The 18,425-nt window shown below is 52.6% G+C and carries 17 protein-coding genes; 5 read left to right on the top strand and 12 right to left on the bottom strand.

All coding sequences use genetic code 11. From position 1 onward, the window contains the following. Positions 1 to 44 precede the first annotated feature (44 nt). Entirely contained in the window at positions 45 to 779 is a 735-nt protein-coding gene (tonB, locus tag G6041_RS03995) for a TonB system transport protein TonB (RefSeq protein ID WP_104669001.1), read from the bottom strand. Between the two features lie 214 nt (positions 780 to 993). Between tonB and G6041_RS03990 the strand changes: the two genes are divergently transcribed. Beyond that, entirely contained in the window at positions 994 to 1,290 is a 297-nt protein-coding gene (locus G6041_RS03990) for a YciI family protein (protein ID WP_007868299.1), read from the top strand. A gap of 83 nt (positions 1,291 to 1,373) precedes the next feature. Here G6041_RS03990 and G6041_RS03985 read toward each other — a convergent pair whose 3' ends face one another. Beyond that, positions 1,374 to 1,643 carry a hypothetical protein gene (locus G6041_RS03985; RefSeq protein WP_007868301.1) on the bottom strand — a complete coding sequence of 90 codons (270 nt, stop codon included), beginning with the start codon at positions 1,641 to 1,643 and terminating at the stop codon, positions 1,374 to 1,376. Positions 1,644 to 2,142: 499 nt separating this feature from the next. Further along, positions 2,143 to 2,316, bottom strand: coding sequence for a YciY family protein (locus G6041_RS03980; protein ID WP_100207185.1), 174 nt, complete (start codon positions 2,314 to 2,316; stop codon positions 2,143 to 2,145). Between the two features lie 144 nt (positions 2,317 to 2,460). Here G6041_RS03980 and cls point away from each other — a divergent pair, with 144 nt between their 5' ends. Next, positions 2,461 to 3,921 (top strand): cardiolipin synthase, encoded by a 1,461-nt coding sequence (gene cls / locus G6041_RS03975; RefSeq protein WP_007850578.1) that lies wholly within the window; start codon positions 2,461 to 2,463, stop codon positions 3,919 to 3,921. Positions 3,922 to 3,955: 34 nt separating this feature from the next. Next, positions 3,956 to 4,285, top strand: a complete 330-nt coding sequence (locus G6041_RS03970; protein ID WP_004385008.1) for an HI1450 family dsDNA-mimic protein — start codon at positions 3,956 to 3,958, stop codon at positions 4,283 to 4,285. A 29-nt stretch (positions 4,286 to 4,314) separates the two neighbouring features. On the opposite strand, the gene G6041_RS03965 is transcribed toward G6041_RS03970, so the two are convergent. The 7 genes from G6041_RS03965 to G6041_RS03935 form a co-directional block, all read right to left on the bottom strand. Continuing rightward, positions 4,315 to 5,151, bottom strand: coding sequence for an ion transporter (locus G6041_RS03965; protein WP_041460480.1), 837 nt, complete (start codon positions 5,149 to 5,151; stop codon positions 4,315 to 4,317). Between the two features lie 46 nt (positions 5,152 to 5,197). After that, positions 5,198 to 6,202, bottom strand: a complete 1,005-nt coding sequence (gene oppF / locus G6041_RS03960; protein WP_004385006.1) for a murein tripeptide/oligopeptide ABC transporter ATP binding protein OppF — start codon at positions 6,200 to 6,202, stop codon at positions 5,198 to 5,200. Beyond that, complete coding sequence (locus G6041_RS03955) at positions 6,199 to 7,212, bottom strand: ABC transporter ATP-binding protein (protein WP_007794075.1); 1,014 nt, start codon at positions 7,210 to 7,212, stop codon at positions 6,199 to 6,201. The genes oppF and G6041_RS03955 overlap by 4 nt, the downstream gene beginning before the upstream one ends. A gap of 11 nt (positions 7,213 to 7,223) precedes the next feature. Then, complete coding sequence (gene oppC / locus G6041_RS03950; RefSeq protein ID WP_004385004.1) at positions 7,224 to 8,132, bottom strand: oligopeptide ABC transporter permease OppC; 909 nt, start codon at positions 8,130 to 8,132, stop codon at positions 7,224 to 7,226. A gap of 14 nt (positions 8,133 to 8,146) precedes the next feature. Next, entirely contained in the window at positions 8,147 to 9,067 is a 921-nt protein-coding gene (oppB, locus tag G6041_RS03945; RefSeq protein ID WP_004385003.1) for an oligopeptide ABC transporter permease OppB, read from the bottom strand. 83 nt (positions 9,068 to 9,150) lie between these two features. After that, a complete protein-coding gene (gene oppA, locus G6041_RS03940) occupies positions 9,151 to 10,779 on the bottom strand; it encodes an oligopeptide ABC transporter substrate-binding protein OppA (RefSeq protein WP_007850594.1) in 1,629 nt (542 codons plus the stop codon). A 790-nt stretch (positions 10,780 to 11,569) separates the two neighbouring features. Further along, entirely contained in the window at positions 11,570 to 12,208 is a 639-nt protein-coding gene (locus G6041_RS03935) for a YchE family NAAT transporter (RefSeq protein ID WP_004385002.1), read from the bottom strand. A gap of 479 nt (positions 12,209 to 12,687) precedes the next feature. On the opposite strand from G6041_RS03935, the gene adhE reads away from it, so the two are divergent. Beyond that, positions 12,688 to 15,366, top strand: coding sequence for a bifunctional acetaldehyde-CoA/alcohol dehydrogenase (gene adhE / locus G6041_RS03930; protein ID WP_007850596.1), 2,679 nt, complete (start codon positions 12,688 to 12,690; stop codon positions 15,364 to 15,366). A gap of 357 nt (positions 15,367 to 15,723) precedes the next feature. On the opposite strand, the gene tdk is transcribed toward adhE, so the two are convergent. Then, positions 15,724 to 16,329, bottom strand: coding sequence for a thymidine kinase (tdk, locus tag G6041_RS03925; protein ID WP_012124558.1), 606 nt, complete (start codon positions 16,327 to 16,329; stop codon positions 15,724 to 15,726). A 541-nt stretch (positions 16,330 to 16,870) separates the two neighbouring features. Between tdk and hns the strand changes: the two genes are divergently transcribed. Continuing rightward, positions 16,871 to 17,284 (top strand): histone-like nucleoid-structuring protein H-NS, encoded by a 414-nt coding sequence (gene hns, locus G6041_RS03920; protein WP_007679581.1) that lies wholly within the window; start codon positions 16,871 to 16,873, stop codon positions 17,282 to 17,284. A 114-nt stretch (positions 17,285 to 17,398) separates the two neighbouring features. On the opposite strand, the gene G6041_RS03915 is transcribed toward hns, so the two are convergent. Then, positions 17,399 to 18,412 carry an NAD-dependent epimerase gene (locus G6041_RS03915; protein WP_012124557.1) on the bottom strand — a complete coding sequence of 338 codons (1,014 nt, stop codon included), beginning with the start codon at positions 18,410 to 18,412 and terminating at the stop codon, positions 17,399 to 17,401. Between the last annotated feature and the right edge of the window lie 13 nt (positions 18,413 to 18,425).

Here is an 18,425-nt window from a genome sequence, read left to right as displayed (position 1 = left end):
AAAAAAGCCAGAGGCTGAGCTCTGGCTTTTTTTCACATGCAGCATTACTGCATCGTAGCGCCGCCATTGATGCGGAACACGATATTCACAATCAACCCTGTGCCAGGCTTACCCGCTTCGTAACGCCATTTGCGCATCGCCTGTTTTACTTCTCGCTCAAACATGTTGGCGGGTTTCGCCGACAGGATTTGCACATTCTCCACGCTGCCATCGGGTGCGACGTCAAATTTCACGCGCACCTGCCCTTCCATCCGCAGCGCATAAGCGCGCGCCGGATATTGCGGCTGATTACGGCTTAGCGCGCGCGGGCCCGCGGGCGCGACATTCGCGGGCGCTGACGGCGCGGGCCGCGACGCAGGGGCCGTGGTACGCGCCGGGGAATTATTCTCAAACGGCGACGCCGGGCGCGGCTCAGCGGGTTTGACTTCCCGCTTCGGTGCCTCTTCCACCTTTTTCACCGGTTTGGGTTTCGGCTTCGGTTTCGGCTTCGGTTTTTCAATAACGACCGGTGCTTCTTTCGGCGGCTCCGGTACAACTTCGGGTTCCGGTTCTGGCTCGGCGACAGGCTCCGGCGGCGGCGCCACTACAGGCTTTGGCGGCTCCAGCGATTCAGGCGCGACCATCGTCACGGAGATCGGCTGCGACGGTGCGGGCATCTCAACCACCTGATTTGCCGAGGTATATAGCACAGCCGCCGCCACAATGGCGCCGTGGATCGCGACGGAAAGCAGCGTCGGCCACGGAAAACGGCGAGGCATATCAAGGGTCATTGAAGTCATAGTCGTTTCACTGAATGAATGAGAGCTCAATTTTAAATGCAAATAGCAATCATATTCAACAACTCAGCCCGCTTCTGCGTCGTTTCTCAGGCGGAGTGCTGAAAATTCCCGCGCTGATGTTAAGGATTTAACAGGCCATTTAACTTTGCGTTGCACACCTGACGGCTTTCACCTACCGTTATTCACCTTGCCGTTTCATAAAAAGGAGTGCGACATGCTGTATGTCATTTACGCGGAAGATGTGGCTGATTCTCTGGACAAGCGTCAGTCGGTGCGCCCGGCGCACCTGGCGCGTTTACAACTGTTACGTGATGAAGGGCGTCTGCTGACAGCAGGGCCAATGCCTGCGGTAGACAGCAACGATCCGGGTGTAGCGGGTTTTACCGGCTCAACGGTGATCGCAGAGTTTGCCTCGCTTGAAGAAGCGCAGGCCTGGGCTGAGGCCGACCCGTATATTGCCGCAGGCGTTTACAAGACAGTCGCGGTAAAGCCTTACAAAAAAGTATTCTGACCGCGGCCGACAGGCTGCGTAGTGCAAAGGGCATTAACCGTTGGTGTGCCCTTTTTTTGCGCGGTCATTTTAGCAGGCGGGCGTTATTTTCCGCCCGGAACCAGCTGCAGCACCGTTGCGGTGGCATGGTGACGTGCGTTATGGCATCGATGAGACGTCACAAACTGACGCGCCGCTTCGCAGGCCGAAACACTTTCTGGCAGACGCTGACTGACGGTAACCGCCTCTTTTGCAAAACCAAAAATTCCGCTGGTTAATGTTCTGTCATCAACAGTTTTTGGCCTCGCTCCACAGGCGCCTTTGTGTAACAAAAATTTATGGATTTCTGTCAGAAATTCCTCTTGCTTAGTCATAAATGCTCCAGCAGTCACGAATGAAAGTTGCACCTGTAGGAATACAAGCTGTCGATGAAGATAATCTAACCTGGACTGACCAGAAACAATCGCCGGAAATAACATTAAAAAGGCTTCATTTTACATAAGAGCAATTATCACCGGCGGAAATACACGATATATGACAATTTGTGAATTTACGTTAAGTTTCGAAAAGTATTTTAAAGCATTGTTTTTTAATGGATTACTTTGATTCGATCAGCATAATCCCAAATCGAAAATATTCAAAAGCAACGAATTTTAGATGGTGGTTTTTTATACCAGAATATTCCTATTTTTATTCCAACCCATTAGCGCGACGCGAGAAGACAAGATCTAAAATTTACCTTAATGCACGCACGATTAAAGAGACGATAAAAAGAGGAATTTGGCGTAATTCAGACGACAGCGATAGAAGGTTTACGAAGGGGCGGTTTTGGCGATATTTCGGGGCACCGCAGGCGGTGCCCTTTCACTACGTTTAGCGATCGTGGATGGCGAACAGCAACGAATTGCGCTGACGATTCACAAGACATTTTCTGATAGCGTGAATTCGCATATTGCGTCGGGATTGTGCTTCCAGCCAGCGCGCTTTACGTCGTTGAGACTGCCGCTGCATGCGCCAGCGCCCAACTTCGGTTCTACTACGCCTCATTTCTGATACTCTTGACTGAAACAGAACCGTCATTATAGCCCCTTCCCGCCTGCAAACCAGCGCTTTTCTGACAGGTTCTTATTGGAGTGCGAAAGGGTTGTGCGTAAACTCTTAACGATACGCTTTTTAAAGGATTTTTAATCTATGACAACCTTCTACACGGTAGTGAGTTGGCTGATCATTCTGGGATACTGGCTACTCATCGCAGGCGTGACGCTGCGCATTCTGATGAAACGTCGCGCGGTTCCTTCTGCGATGGCCTGGCTGCTTGTCATTTATATTCTGCCGCTGGTCGGGATAGTCGCGTATCTGTCGGTCGGTGAGCTTCACTTGGGCAAACGACGCGCCGAACGCGCCCGCGCCATGTGGCCATCGACCGCGAAATGGCTGAACGATCTTAAAGCCTGTAAACATATTTTCGCCGAAGAAAACAGCGCGGTGGCGAGCGCACTCTTTCAGCTTTGCGAGCGCCGCCAGGGCATTGCGGGCGTTAAAGGCAACCAGTTGCAGTTGCTCACCTCCTCTGACGACGTGATGCAGGCGCTGATCCGCGATATTCAGCTCGCCCGCCATAATATTGAGATGGTTTTTTATATCTGGCAGCCCGGCGGAATGGCCGATCAGGTCGCCGAATCGCTGATGGCCGCAGCGCGTCGCGGCGTGCATTGCCGCCTGATGCTCGACTCCGCAGGCAGTGTCGCCTTCTTTCGCAGCCCCTGGGCGGGCATGATGCGCAATGCAGGCATTGAAGTCGTCGAAGCGCTGAAGGTCAACCTGATGCGTGTGTTCCTGCGCCGTATGGACCTGCGCCAGCACCGCAAAATGATCATGATCGACAACTATATTGCCTACACCGGCAGTATGAATATGGTAGACCCGCGTTATTTCAAACAGGACGCGGGCGTCGGTCAGTGGGTGGATTTGATGGCGCGCATGGAAGGCCCGGTCGCCACCGCGATGGGCATCGTCTACTCCTGCGACTGGGAGATTGAAACCGGCAAACGCCTGCTTCCTCCGCCGCCAGACGCCAACATCATGCCTTTTGAGCAGGCGAGCGGACACACGATCCATACCATCGCGTCCGGGCCTGGCTTCCCGGAAGATCTCATCCATCAGGCGCTGCTGACTTCGGTGTATGCGGCGCGTGAATATCTCATTATGACCACGCCCTACTTCGTGCCGAGTGATGACCTGCTGCACGCCATCTGTACGGCGGCGCAGCGCGGCGTGGATGTGAGCATTATTCTGCCGCGTAAGAATGACTCCCTGCTGGTGGGCTGGGCGAGCCGCGCGTTCTTTAGCGAGCTGCTGGCGGCGGGCGTGAAAATTTATCAGTTTGAAGGCGGGCTGCTGCACACCAAAAGCGTACTGGTCGATGGCGAACTGAGCCTGGTCGGTACCGTTAATCTGGATATGCGCAGCCTGTGGCTTAATTTTGAAATTACGCTGGTCATTGATGACGCCGGATTCGGTGCCGATCTCGCCGAAGTGCAGGATGATTATATCTCTCGCTCGCGCCTGCTGGATGCGCGCCTGTGGGTAAAACGGCCCTTCTGGCAACGTGTGGTAGAGCGACTGTTTTACTTCTTCAGTCCGTTGCTGTAAAACGTGCCCAACATCATTTACTGGGGTAGTCACGATGGAAATGGATCTGAATAACCGCCTGACGGAAGACGAAACGCTTGAACAGGCTTACGATATTTTTCTGGAGCTGGCGGCGGACAATCTCGACCCGGCGGATATCATTCTGTTTAATTTACAGTTTGAAGAGCGTGGCGGCGCGGAGCTGTTCGATCCGTCTGAAGAGTGGCTTTCGCATGTCGATTACGATCTGAACCCGGATTTCTTCTCTGAGGTCGTCATTGGCCTTGCGGAGAAAGACGGCGATGAAATCACCGACGTCTTCGCCCGCGTGCTGCTGTGCCGCGAAAAAGATCACAAGCTGTGCCACATTCTGTGGCGTGAGTAATTACAATTCGCGCGGCATTCGCCGCGCAATTATTTCTCGTCCCTGATTTTTACCCCGCACGCCTGACAATAATTCGCCTGTTTTTGATATTTCGCGCCACATGCCGGGCAGCGCTGCGCCTCTTTTTTATCCGCCAGCGCGCTGGTCATTTGCGAAGTAATAATGCCGGTCGGAATAGCAATCACAGAATAGCCAATCAGAATGAGCAGCGAGGCCACCGCGCGGCCACCCGCGGTATGCGGCGTAATGTCGCCATAACCGACCGTCGTTACCGTCACCACCGCCCAGTAGACCGAGGTGCCAAGCGTATTAAAACCGCTTGATGCGCCCTCAATGCCGTACATCAGCGCGCCGGCAATCACCATAACGATAGAAATAAACGCATAAAACGCGATGAGCTGATGGCGGGCATTCACAATGGCCTGCCAGAGCAGGCTGGAGGAGGACATGATGCGCAGCAGTTTCAGAATGCGCAGCACGCGCACGGCGCGCAGCGTACGCCAGATAAAGAGGTAGTTAATGCCAAGCTCAGGCCAGAGCCAGAGCACATAGAGCGGCAGCACGGTCGCCAGATCGATAAGCCCCCAGAAGCTCAACGCATAGCGCGCCGGATTCGGCCAGACCAGCAGGCGCAGCAGATACTCCAGCGTAAAGACAAAGGTAATGCCCATCTCAATCAATACGAAGATATGCCATTCGCTGTAAGTGAGATGATATTGCGTACCGAGGCCGGACTCGATAAACACAACAATGACGCTGAAGAGCGCAAACAGCCCACAAAGCGCCTCAAAGCGGCGACCGCTACGCTGATGCTGGTCGAAAAGAAAATGGTAGGCGCGCTGACGAAATTCGGTTATCCGTGACACGTTGTCCTCGCAAAAGAAAAGGGCTGGCACCTGCCAGCCCTTGCGATTATAACGGGTCCACCTTCAGGCAGGAAACCGCATGGCGGAAACTGCCTTCCAGCACCGGCCGCGTCTGGGCGCATTCCGGTCCGGCCATCGGGCATCGCGTGCGGAATACGCAGCCCGACGGCGGATTGATGGGCGACGGCAGCTCGCCTTCCAGCAACTGAATGGTTTTGTTTTTTTCGAGATCCGGGTCCGGGATCGGCACCGCCGACATCAGCGCGCGCGTGTAAGGGTGCAGCGGATGATGGTAGACCTCATCATAGGTGCCAAGCTCCACAGCATGTCCCAGATACATCACCAGCACGCGATCGGAAATATGCTTCACCACCGCCAGATCGTGCGCGATAAAAATCAGCGACAGGCCCATCTCACGCTGCAGTTTTTGCAGCAGGTTCACCACCTGCGCCTGAATCGACACGTCGAGCGCAGAAACCGGTTCGTCGCAGATAATCAGTTTCGGCTCAAGGATCAGCGCACGAGCGATGCCGATACGCTGGCACTGGCCACCGGAGAATTCATGCGGGTAGCGGTTGACGAGGTTTGGCAGCAGGCCCACTTTCATCATCATCGCTTTTACGCGGTCACGGACTTCCTGACGCGGCATTTTCGGATGATAGGTGCGCAGCGGCTCGGCGATGATATCGCCTATGGTCATACGCGGGTTCAGCGAGGCGAGCGGATCCTGGAAAATCATCTGGATATCGCTGCGCACATCGCGCCACTCTTCCTGTTGCATGCCCAGCAGATCTTTACCGAGCCACGCCACGCGGCCGCTGGTGGCTTTGACCAGACCAATAATGGCGCGCGCGAAGGTGGATTTTCCGCAACCGGATTCCCCCACCACGCCCAGCGTTTCGCCTTCATATAGCCGCAGCGTCACGCCATCGACCGCTTTTAACGTTTTGGCCGGCTGCCAGAACCACTGCTTGCCGTCTTTAATATCGAAATGCACCTTGAGATCGGCCACTTCGAGCAGAACTTTTCTCTCTTCAGCTACGGTGCTCATTTCAGCTCCTCCACCGGTTTAAAGCAGGCGCGCAGGCGGCCAGGGGCGAATTCTTCCAGCGGCGGCGTCGTGCTGCAGATTTCCATTGCGTGCGGGCAGCGCGGCTGGAACGGACAGCCTTTTGGCAGGCGCAGGAGGTTCGGCGGGTTGCCCGGAATGGTGAGCAGGGATTCGCCTTCCGCATCGAGACGCGGTACGGCATTAAGCAGACCGATAGAATACGGGTGCGCCGGATCGTAAAAGACCTCACGCGCTTTGCCATATTCCATGGTGCGGCCTGCGTACATCACCAGCACTTTGTCGCAGATGCCCGCGACCACGCCGAGGTCGTGGGTGATCATAATGATGGCGGTGTTGAATTCGCGCTTAAGTTCGTTCAGGAGCGTCATGATCTGCGCCTGAACGGTCACGTCGAGCGCGGTGGTCGGTTCATCGGCGATCAGCAATTTCGGACGGCACAGCAGCGCCATCGCGATCATCACGCGCTGGCGCATACCGCCGGAGAATTCGTGCGGGTACATGCGCATGCGCTTGCGCGCTTCCGGCATTTTCACCGCGTCCAGCATCCGTACCGACTCTTCAAATGCTTCGGCTTTGCTCATGCTTTTATGCAGCATCAGCACTTCCATCAGTTGCTCACCAACGCGCATATACGGGTTCAGCGAGGTCATCGGATCCTGGAAAATCATCGAAATCTGCTCGGCGCGCAGGCGGTTTAGCTCGCGCTCCGGCAGGTTGAGGATTTCACGGCCGTTAAACGTCGCCGAACCGCCAATGCGGCCATTGGCGGCGAGCAAGCCCATCAGCGCGAACGCCGTCTGGGATTTGCCGGAGCCGGATTCGCCGACGATGCCGAGCGTTTCGCCGGCGCGCAGGCTGAAGTTCAGGTCGTTGACGGCGGTGACATCGCCGTCAGGCGTCGCGAAAGTGACGCGTAAATCTTTAACGTCAAGCAGCGTCGCTTGAGACGCCGCGGTCTGTTGCGGCGCAGAGAGTTCAATGGTGCTCATGGCGGCACTCCTTAACGATCTTTCGGGTCGAGGGCATCACGCAAGCCATCGCCGATAAAGTTAAAACAAAACAGGGTGACCACCAGGAAACCCGCCGGGAAGAGCAGCAGCCAGGGCGACACTTCCATGGAGTTAGCGCCATCGCTCAGCAGCGCGCCCCAGGAGCTGAGCGGCTCCTGCGTACCGAGGCCGAGGAAGCTTAAGAAAGATTCAAACAGGATCATGCTTGGCACCAGCAGCGAGGCGTAAACCACCACCACGCCCAGCACGTTCGGCACGATATGACGCACGACAATGTTCGCCGTCGACACGCCGCCCACCTGCGCTGCTTCGATGAACTCTTTACGCTTCAGGCTGAGCGTCTGGCCGCGTACGATACGCGCCATATCAAGCCAGGAGACCATCCCGATAGCGACGAAAATCAGCAGGATGTTCTGACCGAAAAAGGTCACCAGCAGAATAACGAAGAACATGAACGGGAAGGAGTTAAGGATTTCCAGCAGACGCATCATCACCGAGTCCACTTTGCCGCCGAGATAGCCGGAAAGCGAGCCGTAGAGCGTACCCACGATTACCGCCACCAGCGCCGCCGCGACGCCCACCATCAGCGAGATACGCCCGCCGATAGCAACACGCACCAGCAGATCGCGGCCAGAAGAATCGGTGCCGAACCAGTGGCCCGATTCGGTATCAGGTGGCGCGGACATCATGCCCCAGTCGGTATCAAAATAGCTGAACTGCGACAGCATCGGCGCGAGGGTGACGAACAGCGCAATCAGCGCCAGCACAATCAGGCTCGCCACCGCCGCGCGGTTATGCATAAAGCGACGGCGGGCGTCCTGCCACAGGCTACGCCCTTCTACTTCCAGTTTTTCACTGAAGTTTTCCAGCGCCTCGCTGTTTTTCTTACTCAACATCATGGCGTACTCCAGTGTCAGTAACGAATTTTCGGATCGATAACGGCATACAGCACATCGACGATCGCGTTAAACAGAATGGTCAGCGCGCCGACCAGAATCGTCAGGCTCAGTACCAGCGAATAGTCGCGGTTCAGCGCGCCGTTCACGAACAGCTGGCCAATGCCCGGCAGGCCGTAAATAGTTTCAATAACCATCGAACCGGTGATGATGCCGACAAACGCAGGGCCCATATAGGAGAGCACCGGCAGCAGTGCGGGTTTCAGCGCGTGGCGCAGAATAATGCGGCGCATCGGCAGCCCTTTGGCGCGAGCGGTACGAATGAAGTTGGAGTGCAATACTTCAATCATGGAGCCACGGGTAATACGCGCGATACTGGCGATATAAGCCAGCGACAGCGCGACCATCGGCAGGATCATGAATTTCAGCGCCCCGCCGTTCCAGCCGCCGCCCGGCAGCCAGTGCAGCGTTATCGCGAAGATCATGACCAGCAGTGGCGCCACAACGAAGCTTGGAATGACCACGCCGGTCATCGCCACCCCCATGACGGCGAAATCCCACTTCGTGTTTTGTTTGAGCGCGGCCATCACACCTGCCGCCACGCCTAAAATCACCGCCAGTAAAAACGCCGCAGCGCCTAATTTCGCGGAAACCGGGAAGCTTGAGGCCACCAGATCGTTTACCGAATAATCCTTGTATTTAAAGGACGGACCGAAATCACCTTTCGCCAGTTGCTTCAGATAATTGAAGTACTGGGTCATGATGGGGTCGTTAAGATGATATTTCGCCTCGATATTCGCCATCACTTCCGGCGGAAGATTACGTTCGCCGGTAAAAGGACTCCCCGGCGCGAGACGCATCATAAAGAAGGAGATAGTAATTAGAATAAACAGCGTCGGAATCGCTTCCAGACAGCGACGTAAAATAAATTTCAACATTGCCCGTACCTTCTGGCGTGTGCCTTTGACTCACGGAAAAATAAGACACAGTGGGGCAGGACGCCCTGCCCCACGCATTGCCATTAATGTTTGATAATATACAGGTTTTTAACGTATACATTATCCAGCGGGTCTTTACCGGTGTAGCCACCGACCCACGGTTTCACCAGGCGGGCGTTCACGTAGTAATAAACCGGAACGATAACGGAATCTTTATCCAGTTGTTGCTCCGCTTTGTTGTAAAGCTCGCTACGCTGACCTTCGTCACTCACCTGCAGCGTCTCCTGCATCACCTTATCAAACGCGTCGCTCTTATAGTGCGAGGTGTTGTTGGAGCTGTTGGAGAGCATGGTGTTCAGGAAGGACGTCGGTTCGTTGTAATCCGCACACCAGCCCGCACGCGCCACGTCAAAGTTGCCCTGATGACGGGTATCCAGGAAGGTTTTCCACTCCTGGTTTTCCAGCTTCACGTTCACGCCCAGGTTTTTCTTCCAGATGGACGCGGCCGCGATCGCCAGTTTTTTGTGCAGATCGGAGGTGTTGTACAGCAGATCGAACGTCAGCGGCTTGTCAGCGGTATAGCCCGCTTCGGCGAGCAGTTTTTTCGCTTCGGCGTTACGCTGTTCCTGGGTCATTTTGAACCAGGCCGGTTCGGTGAATTTCGCGCCATCGGTGTACGGCGGGGTGTAACCATAGGCTGGCAGGTCGCCCTGGTTTTTCACTTTATTCACGATGATATCGCGATCCAGACCCAGCTTCAGCGCGGTACGGACGCGCGGATCGTTAAACGGCGCTTTCTGGTTGTTGATTTCGTAGTAGTAGGTGCACAGGTACGGGTCGACGTGCACTTCTTTCGGGATCTCTTTTTTGAGCTTCTGGAACAGTTCAATCGGCATGTTGTTATAGGTCATGTCGATTTCGCCGCTGCGGTAGCGGTTAACATCAGTGACTTCAGAAGAGATAGGCAGGTAGGTCACTTCGTTGATAACGGTTTTCGCGTTATCCCAGTAGTTGGTGTTGCGCTCAAGCACGATGCGCTCGTTCACCACCCAGGATTTCAGTTTGTACGCGCCGTTGGACACGATGTTTGCCGGCTGAGTCCATTTCTCGCCAAATTTCTCAACGACGGCTTTAGGCACCGGAGACATGGAGGAGTGAACCAGCAGCTTGTAGAAATACGGGACCGGCTCGCTCAGGGTGACTTCAAGCGTATGGTCGTCGATCGCTTTTACGCCAAGATCGGTGGCGGGTTTTTTACCGGCGATGATGTCGTCGATATTCGTAATGTGGCCGTATTGCAGGTAGCTTTCATACGGAGAGGCGGTTTTCGGGTCAGCCAGGCGCTGCCAGCTGTAAACGAAATCCTGTGCCGTGACCGGCTCGCCATTGGACCATTTTGCGTCTTTACGCAGATGGAAGGTCCAGACTTTAAAATCTTTGTTTTCCCACTTTTCGGCAACACCCGCGCTCGGGTGGCCTTCAACATCAGTAACCAGCAGACCTTCGAAGAGGTCACGGTTGATGTTGGACTCCGGCACGCCTTCAATTTTATGCGGGTCGAGAGACTGTACTTCTGAACCGTTGTTGCGCACCAGCGTCTGCTTTTCCGCCAGTTGCACACCCGCAGGGACATTCGCAGCCATTGCGTTACCCGCGATTAGCGCAGAAAGGATCCCCGCAGCTACCAGACTTTTTTTTGTGATGATGGACATTGTGTTGGTACTCCACTCATTATTATTACTGACGAAAGTCAGCCCGTTCTCCCCTGACGGGGACCTGTGCAGCGCAGGAGCTTTCGCGTCTGCCAGGTGGTTTTCTTTTTTACAGCTTGCTATCACCGACTTTATTTATCACGGCCGCTCTCTGGCAGCCTGTCGTCGATTCTTTACTGCCCTTCCCTGTTTTAAGGACAGTCTCTTTGCGCGCTACCTGTTGGAGGAAAGCGCTTTCATACGAAAATCGTTCTCACCTGTTGATAATTCGCAGGCAAATGTTTTGCCGGAAAGTATCAAATGCGTGAATTGTGCGCCAATACAATTTACAAATTTGTTAACCGCTTCTCTTTTGTCATGAAGGACAATGTGGAGCCAGGCAGGCTGCAAAGTACAGATTTCTAATTATTATCCTGTTCATTCAACAGGTTACACAAAATCAGTCGTATGCGCGCGTCATGTCACTCTGCTCACAGCGCATCGCAACATAAAGTTAACAATTGAACAAAAATTAGCACATTTATCTACGCTGGCGTTGAAATTACTAATATCATTTCGTTAAACCCGCATCAATACTCAAACTATCATGTGACAAAAATAACAGACTGATTGCTTTATTTATGAACGCAACGAATGTAACCGACACTGTAATTGATTGTTTTAATAATCAATTACCAGATATCAGATAAAGTTATGAGTAAAAAATCGAAACGCAGAGGGTTATAGGAAATGCTAATAATAAAAGAAAAAAGCGAAGCATCCGCTTCGCTTTTATGAGGAAAGAAAATGACTAACTTACCAGGCCCGGAAAGAGCGCTTTAATCCCTGTCACGATAAATTCAATGCCCAGCGCCATCAATAATAGCCCCATGATACGGGTAATGACGTTAATGCCCGTCTGCCCCAGAAGGCGAACCAGCCACGGCGCGAGGCGAAACACCCCCCAGCAACACGCCGCGAAAAGCGCGATGGCGACCGTAAAGCCCAGCATATATTGCCAGCTGTGGTAACGCGTACCCCAGACGATAGTTGAACTGATTGCCCCCGGGCCCGCCATCAGTGGTAATGCCAGTGGTACGACGCCGATGCTTTCACGGATCGCCGTTTCTGACTTCTCTTGCTTATTCTGCTTATCCTCGCCCAGTTTCCCGCTAATCATCGACATCGCAATGGTGACAACGAGAATACCGCCAGCGATGCGGAAGGAGTCAATCGAGATGCCGAAAATCTGCAGTATGGCATCACCGAGAAACAGCGATGTCCAGAGAATAATGGCCACGGAGAGGTTTGCCGTCAGATTGGTTTTATTGCGCGCCGCCGCGGTCTGATAGCTCGTCATACTAATGAAGACGGGAATGATGCCCACCGGGTTTACCAGTGCGAACAGACCAATAAAGAACTTAAAAAAGGTTGGCAAATCAAACAGCATAGAATTCAAGGGAAGCTCCGCAGATTGGTGAGGCAACGGCGTGCGTAATGTAATGCAAAACCCCTGCTTACGCTACGCCCTTACGCCTTTATACATTCCTGATCTCGCGCCCATTTGACCGCGTCGACCTGTGTTATTCTTTTGTTGATTTATGGTGATTTAATTATTCAAAAGTGTAGTAAATATATTAACCAACGCTGAAATACCGCTATAAGGGCTGCTGAAAGGAGTCAGCATGGGGTTAAATTGATTTAGATCACGCTTTTGGTAACCAGAAGTGAGTATCTTGATGATGCCGCCAGGGAGTAAGACATTTCCCAGAGAAATGTTTTAAGGCAAGGCTCTTTTAGTAAATCAGCGGGGGTTTGTGGTCGTTGTGCTGGTAAACCTGTCTGTAACGCACGCTGTTTGGGGCTGACTATACTGTCGTTTCGAGCAGATGATTTACTAAAAGAGTTTAACATTATCAGGAGAGCATTATGGCTGTTACTAATGTCGCTGAACTAAACGCCCTCGTCGAGCGCGTCAAAAAAGCCCAGCGTGAATATGCCAACTTCACCCAAGAACAGGTTGACAAAATCTTCCGCGCCGCCGCTCTGGCCGCTGCAGATGCTCGAATCCCCCTCGCTAAAATGGCCGTTGCCGAATCCGGAATGGGTATCGTCGAAGATAAAGTGATCAAAAACCACTTTGCTTCTGAATATATCTACAACGCCTATAAAGACGAGAAAACCTGCGGCATTCTCGACGAAGATGACACCTTTGGTACGATTACCATCGCTGAACCTATCGGCATCATCTGCGGTATCGTTCCGACCACTAACCCAACGTCTACCGCCATTTTCAAATCGCTTATCAGCCTGAAAACCCGTAACGCGATCATTTTCTCTCCGCATCCGCGTGCGAAAGATGCAACTAATAAGGCAGCGGATATCGTGCTGCAAGCCGCTATCGCTGCAGGCGCGCCGAAAGATCTGATCGGCTGGATTGATCAGCCTTCCGTTGAGCTGTCTAACGCGCTGATGCATCACCCGGATATCAACCTGATTCTGGCCACGGGTGGCCCGGGCATGGTGAAAGCAGCGTACAGCTCCGGTAAGCCTGCGATCGGCGTAGGTGCTGGTAACACGCCGGTTGTTATCGACGAAACAGCCGATATCAAACGCGCTGTCGCTTCTATCCTGATGTCTAAGACGTTTGATAACGGCGTTATCTGTGCCTCTGAACAGTCTGTCATCGTGGTTGATTCTGTTTATGATGCGGTGCGCGAACGTTTCGCGAGCCACGGCGGCTACCTGCTGCAGGGCGCGGAACTGAAAGCCGTGCAGAATATCATTCTGAAGAATGGCGCGCTGAACGCAGCTATCGTAGGTCAGCCGGCGGTAAAAATCGCCGAGATGGCAGGCATCACTGTGCCGTCCAGCACTAAGATCCTGATTGGCGAAGTCTCTCTGGTGGATGAAAGCGAACCGTTCGCTCATGAGAAACTCTCTCCGACCCTCGCCATGTATCGCGCGAAAGATTTCGAAGATGCCGTTGAAAAAGCGGAAAAACTGGTTGCGATGGGCGGTATCGGTCATACCTCTTGCCTGTACACTGACCAGGATAACCAACCGGCTCGCGTCACTTTCTTCGGCGATAAAATGAAAACCGCGCGTATCCTTATCAACACGCCGGCTTCTCAGGGTGGTATCGGGGATCTCTACAACTTCAAGCTGGCGCCGTCTCTAACGCTGGGTTGCGGCTCCTGGGGTGGTAACTCCATCTCTGAAAACGTTGGTCCGAAACACCTGATCAACAAGAAAACCGTTGCTAAGCGAGCTGAAAACATGTTGTGGCATAAACTTCCGAAATCTATCTACTTCCGTCGCGGCTCACTGCCGATTGCGCTGGATGAAGTGATTACTGATGGTCACAAACGCGCCATGATCGTGACTGACCGCTTCCTGTTCAACAACGGTTATGCCGACCAGATCACTTCCGTACTGAAAGCGGCTGGTGTTGAAACTGAAGTGTTCTTTGAAGTAGAAGCTGACCCAACCCTGAGCGTGGTTCGCAAAGGCGCTGAGCTGATGAACTCCTTTAAACCGGACGTTATCATCGCGCTCGGTGGTGGCTCCCCGATGGATGCCGCGAAAATCATGTGGGTCATGTACGAACACCCGGAAACCCACTTCGAAGAACTGGCGCTGCGCTTTATGGATATCCGTAAACGTATCTACAAGTTCCCGAAAATGGGCGTGAAAGCGAAAATGATCGCCGTCACCACCACTTCCGGTACCGGTTCTGAAGTTACGCCGTTTGCGGTGGTTACCGACGACGAAACCGGTCAGAAATATCCGCTGGCGGACTACGCCCTGACTCCGGATATGGCGATTGTCGATGCCAACCTGGTGATGGATATGCCGAAGTCACTCTGCGCCTTCGGTGGTCTGGATGCGGTCACTCACGCGCTGGAAGCTTACGTTTCTGTACTGGCCTCTGAATTCTCCGATGGTCAGGCGCTGCAGGCACTGAAACTGCTGAAAGAAAACCTGCCGGCGTCTTACCATGAAGGTTCGAAAAACCCGGTTGCGCGTGAACGTGTTCACAGTGCTGCGACTATCGCCGGTATCGCGTTTGCGAACGCCTTCCTCGGCGTGTGTCACTCCATGGCTCACAAACTGGGTTCACAGTTCCACATTCCGCATGGTCTGGCGAACGCCCTGCTGATTTCTAACGTTATCCGCTATAACGCGAACGATAACCCGACCAAGCAGACCGCTTTCAGCCAGTATGACCGTCCGCAGGCGCGTCGCCGTTATGCTGAAGTGGCCGACCATCTGGGTCTCACTGCACCGGGCGACCGTACCGCAGCGAAAATTGAGAAACTGCTGGCATGGCTGGAAAGCATCAAAGCTGAGCTGGGTATTCCGAAATCTATCCGTGAAGCGGGCGTTCAGGAAGCCGACTTCCTGGCCCATGTTGATAAACTGTCTGAAGATGCCTTCGATGACCAGTGTACTGGCGCTAACCCGCGCTACCCGCTGATTGCCGAGCTGAAACAGATCCTGCTGGATAGCTTCTACGGTCGTGAATACAAAGAAGGTGCTGAAGCTGTAAAAGCTGAAGCCGCTCCTGTCGCGAAAGCTGACAAAAAAGCCAAGAAAACGGTTTAAGATCGTTTAAAGTTAAAAACCCGCCGCCCGGCGGGTTTTTTTTGCTCTGTACAAACCGGTGTACCAAAGAAAAGCAGACAGCGCGTTACCATCCATCGTCTGACTAAAACCCCACATCAGACTTAAACCTCACTGATGCACTAATGAATGTTGCGCTTCATCGGTTTTTACCAGCAATGTGGCGAGGTATATAGAAGACGCATATGAAGTGGAAAACCCCGTATCCTTCTCTCAGTACCCTCCTGCGCCCCAGTTTCTTTTGACTTTAACGGTCAGATGACCCTATTCATAAAAAAGCCTCAGCGCAATCGTGAGGCTTGTCCAGTTGGACCCATAGGGGGCGCAGGCTAAAGTCTTTTAGCGGCCCTGAATCGCTTTTAGGGAGCCCTTTTCCAGGGCTTCTTTATAATGCTTACGACACACCGACACATAACGCTCGTTGCCACCAATGACGACCTGTTCGCCTTCATTATAAGGTCGGCCCTCATGGTCGAGACGAAGCACCATGCTCGCTTTACGACCACAAAAGCAGACGGTTTTCAGCTCTACCAGTTTGTCAGACCATGCCAGCAAATACTGGCTTCCTCCAAAGAGTTCGCCACGAAAATCCGTACGCAGGCCATAACAGAGCACGGGTATATCCAGCTTATCGACGACTTCAGAAAGGGCGTAAACCTGATCGCGGGTCAGAAACTGACTTTCATCCACCAGCACGCAATGAACGGGGGCTTCCTGATGCGCATCGCGAATATCTTCAAATAAAGACGTATGCGCATTATAAAGTCTTGCTGGCGAGGATAATCCTATACGGGAACTCACCTTTCCTGCGCCAAAACGATCATCAATTTCCGCGGTATAAACAAGGGTACGCATTCCCCTTTCCTGGTAGTTATATGAAGACTGGAGTAATGCTGTAGATTTACCGGCATTCATCGCCGAATAGTAAAAATAAAGTTGCGCCATCTGCTCGATAACCCTGGCTTAAGTGTTGGTTAGTCGCAGCCAGTGTATCATATTCTCTGTAAGGGGCATGCAACTCTCGGCTCGTCGCAAGCCACCCTTATATAGCGAGTGGCGAAAAGCCGCCCGCTCAACACTTTGAAACACATTTATGGCTCTTATTGTGGATAAACTGTGGAGACCGCGGCCATTTTAGCCTGTTAATCAAATAGGCATAACGTGCTGGCTATTCTAATAAGCAGCGGTCAGCGATTGATGAGTGATCCACTAATACAGAGGCGAGATATTTACTGATGCGGATAATAATCCCTTAAAAAATGGTGTTTCTCTTGTGAATTCGTACCTGGCGGCCCCGCTATCAGGGCAGTTTTTACATGGGTAACTTTGTGCGTCACTTCAAGAAAAATTTAAGTATCGCTTTATTAAACGCGCACAAATAATCCGATATTTTGACTTCCTTACATTTCGGCCTATTGCAGAACTGAATTTAAGGCTCTATTATTAGCTCAACACACCACCCCATTATAAGTTTGAGATTACTACAATGAGCGAAGCACTTAAAATTCTGAACAACATCCGTACTCTTCGTGCACAGGCGAGAGAATGTACTCTGGAAACTCTGGAAGAGATGCTGGAGAAATTAGAAGTGGTTGTAAATGAGCGCCGTGAAGAAGAAAGCGCTGCCGCTGCGGAAATCGAAGAACGTACTCGCAAATTACAGCAGTACCGTGAAATGCTGATCGCTGACGGTATTGATCCGAATGAATTACTGAACAGCATGTCTGCCGCTAAAACCGGTACTAAAGCTAAACGTGCTGCACGTCCGGCTAAATATCGTTATACCGACGAAAACGGCGAAAGCAAAACCTGGACCGGCCAGGGCCGTACGCCTGCCGTGATCAAAAAAGCAATCGACGAGCAAGGCAAACAGCTGGACGATTTCCTGATCAAGGATTAATTTCGTTCAGACAGTGCTTTTGGTGCTGTATTAAAAAACCCGCCTCGGCGGGTTTTTTGTTTTAAAGCCTCTCATAACAAGCGAGAGGCGATTTGAGACAATAACAGTGGAGGACTACGACTCTACGTTATAAAACGCTTTATACCACGTCACAAAGCGTTTAACGCCCTCTTCCACGCTGGTCTGCGGCTTAAACCCGATCACCTCATAGAGTGCGGAGGTGTCAGCACTCGTCTCAAGCACATCACCCGGTTGCATCGGCAGCATATTTTTCTGCGCTTCTTTGCCCAGCGCTTTTTCCAGGGCGGAAATATAATCCATTAACGCAACGGGAGAACTGTTGCCGATATTATAAACACGGTACGGCGCGGAACTGGTGGCCGGAGAACCGTTTTCCACGGTCCACTGCGGGTCTGCCTGCGGAATAACATCCTGCAACCGGACAATCGCCTCAGCAATATCGTCGATATAAGTAAAATCGCGTCGCATCTGGCCATGATTATAAACATCAATGCTGCTGCCTTTGACAATTGCCTGCGTAAATTTAAAGAGCGCCATATCCGGACGCCCCCAGGGGCCATATACGGTGAAAAAGCGCAGCCCTGTGGTCGGCAAGCCATACAGATGCGAATAAGTATGCGACATCAGCTCATTGGCTTTTTTGGTCGCCGCATATAAAGAAACCGGATGATCGACAGAGTCGTCAGTAGAAAATGGCATTTTACGGTTAAGACCGTAAACGGAGCTGGAAGATGCGTATAATAAATGTTCAACCTTATGGTGGCGGCAACCTTCCAGCACGTTTAAATGCCCGGTCAGGTTGGCATCCGCATAGGCATGAGGATTTTCCAGTGAATAACGCACGCCAGCCTGTGCGGCAAGATGAATGACGCGTTGCGGCTGATGCTGTGCAAATAACGTTTCCATTGCCTGACGGTCTGCCAGATCAATTTTTTCGAAATAAAAAGCAGTGTGTTGTTTAAGAAGATTGAGGCGGGCAAGTTTGAGGTTGACGTCATAATAGTCATTCAGGTTATCGATACCGATAACCTGGTGACCGGCTGCCAGCAGACGTTCGCTAACATGAAAACCAATAAAGCCCGCTGCGCCGGTAACCAGAAATTTCATACGATCCTCATTA

Origin of the sequence: Cronobacter sp. HA18003 (assembly GCF_011605905.1) — a bacterium.
Classification (GTDB): domain Bacteria; phylum Pseudomonadota; class Gammaproteobacteria; order Enterobacterales; family Enterobacteriaceae; genus Cronobacter; species Cronobacter sakazakii.
This window is presented reverse-complemented; position numbering and strand designations above follow the sequence as displayed.

What these genes read in the sequence shown, in the direction of transcription:
- tonB (WP_104669001.1), bottom strand. Translation starts at nt 779, where the DNA reads ATGACTTCAATGACCCTTGATATGCCTCGCCGTTTTCCGTGGCCGACG.
- G6041_RS03990 (WP_007868299.1), top strand. Translation starts at nt 994, where the DNA reads ATGCTGTATGTCATTTACGCGGAAGATGTGGCTGATTCTCTGGACAAG.
- G6041_RS03985 (WP_007868301.1), bottom strand. Translation starts at nt 1,643, where the DNA reads ATGACTAAGCAAGAGGAATTTCTGACAGAAATCCATAAATTTTTGTTA.
- G6041_RS03980 (WP_100207185.1), bottom strand. Translation starts at nt 2,316, where the DNA reads ATGAGGCGTAGTAGAACCGAAGTTGGGCGCTGGCGCATGCAGCGGCAG.
- cls (WP_007850578.1), top strand. Translation starts at nt 2,461, where the DNA reads ATGACAACCTTCTACACGGTAGTGAGTTGGCTGATCATTCTGGGATAC.
- G6041_RS03970 (WP_004385008.1), top strand. Translation starts at nt 3,956, where the DNA reads ATGGAAATGGATCTGAATAACCGCCTGACGGAAGACGAAACGCTTGAA.
- oppF (WP_004385006.1), bottom strand. Translation starts at nt 6,202, where the DNA reads ATGAGCACCGTAGCTGAAGAGAGAAAAGTTCTGCTCGAAGTGGCCGAT.
- G6041_RS03955 (WP_007794075.1), bottom strand. Translation starts at nt 7,212, where the DNA reads ATGAGCACCATTGAACTCTCTGCGCCGCAACAGACCGCGGCGTCTCAA.
- oppC (WP_004385004.1), bottom strand. Translation starts at nt 8,132, where the DNA reads ATGATGTTGAGTAAGAAAAACAGCGAGGCGCTGGAAAACTTCAGTGAA.
- oppB (WP_004385003.1), bottom strand. Translation starts at nt 9,067, where the DNA reads ATGTTGAAATTTATTTTACGTCGCTGTCTGGAAGCGATTCCGACGCTG.
- oppA (WP_007850594.1), bottom strand. Translation starts at nt 10,779, where the DNA reads ATGTCCATCATCACAAAAAAAAGTCTGGTAGCTGCGGGGATCCTTTCT.
- G6041_RS03935 (WP_004385002.1), bottom strand. Translation starts at nt 12,208, where the DNA reads ATGCTGTTTGATTTGCCAACCTTTTTTAAGTTCTTTATTGGTCTGTTC.
- adhE (WP_007850596.1), top strand. Translation starts at nt 12,688, where the DNA reads ATGGCTGTTACTAATGTCGCTGAACTAAACGCCCTCGTCGAGCGCGTC.
- tdk (WP_012124558.1), bottom strand. Translation starts at nt 16,329, where the DNA reads ATGGCGCAACTTTATTTTTACTATTCGGCGATGAATGCCGGTAAATCT.
- hns (WP_007679581.1), top strand. Translation starts at nt 16,871, where the DNA reads ATGAGCGAAGCACTTAAAATTCTGAACAACATCCGTACTCTTCGTGCA.
- G6041_RS03915 (WP_012124557.1), bottom strand. Translation starts at nt 18,412, where the DNA reads ATGAAATTTCTGGTTACCGGCGCAGCGGGCTTTATTGGTTTTCATGTT.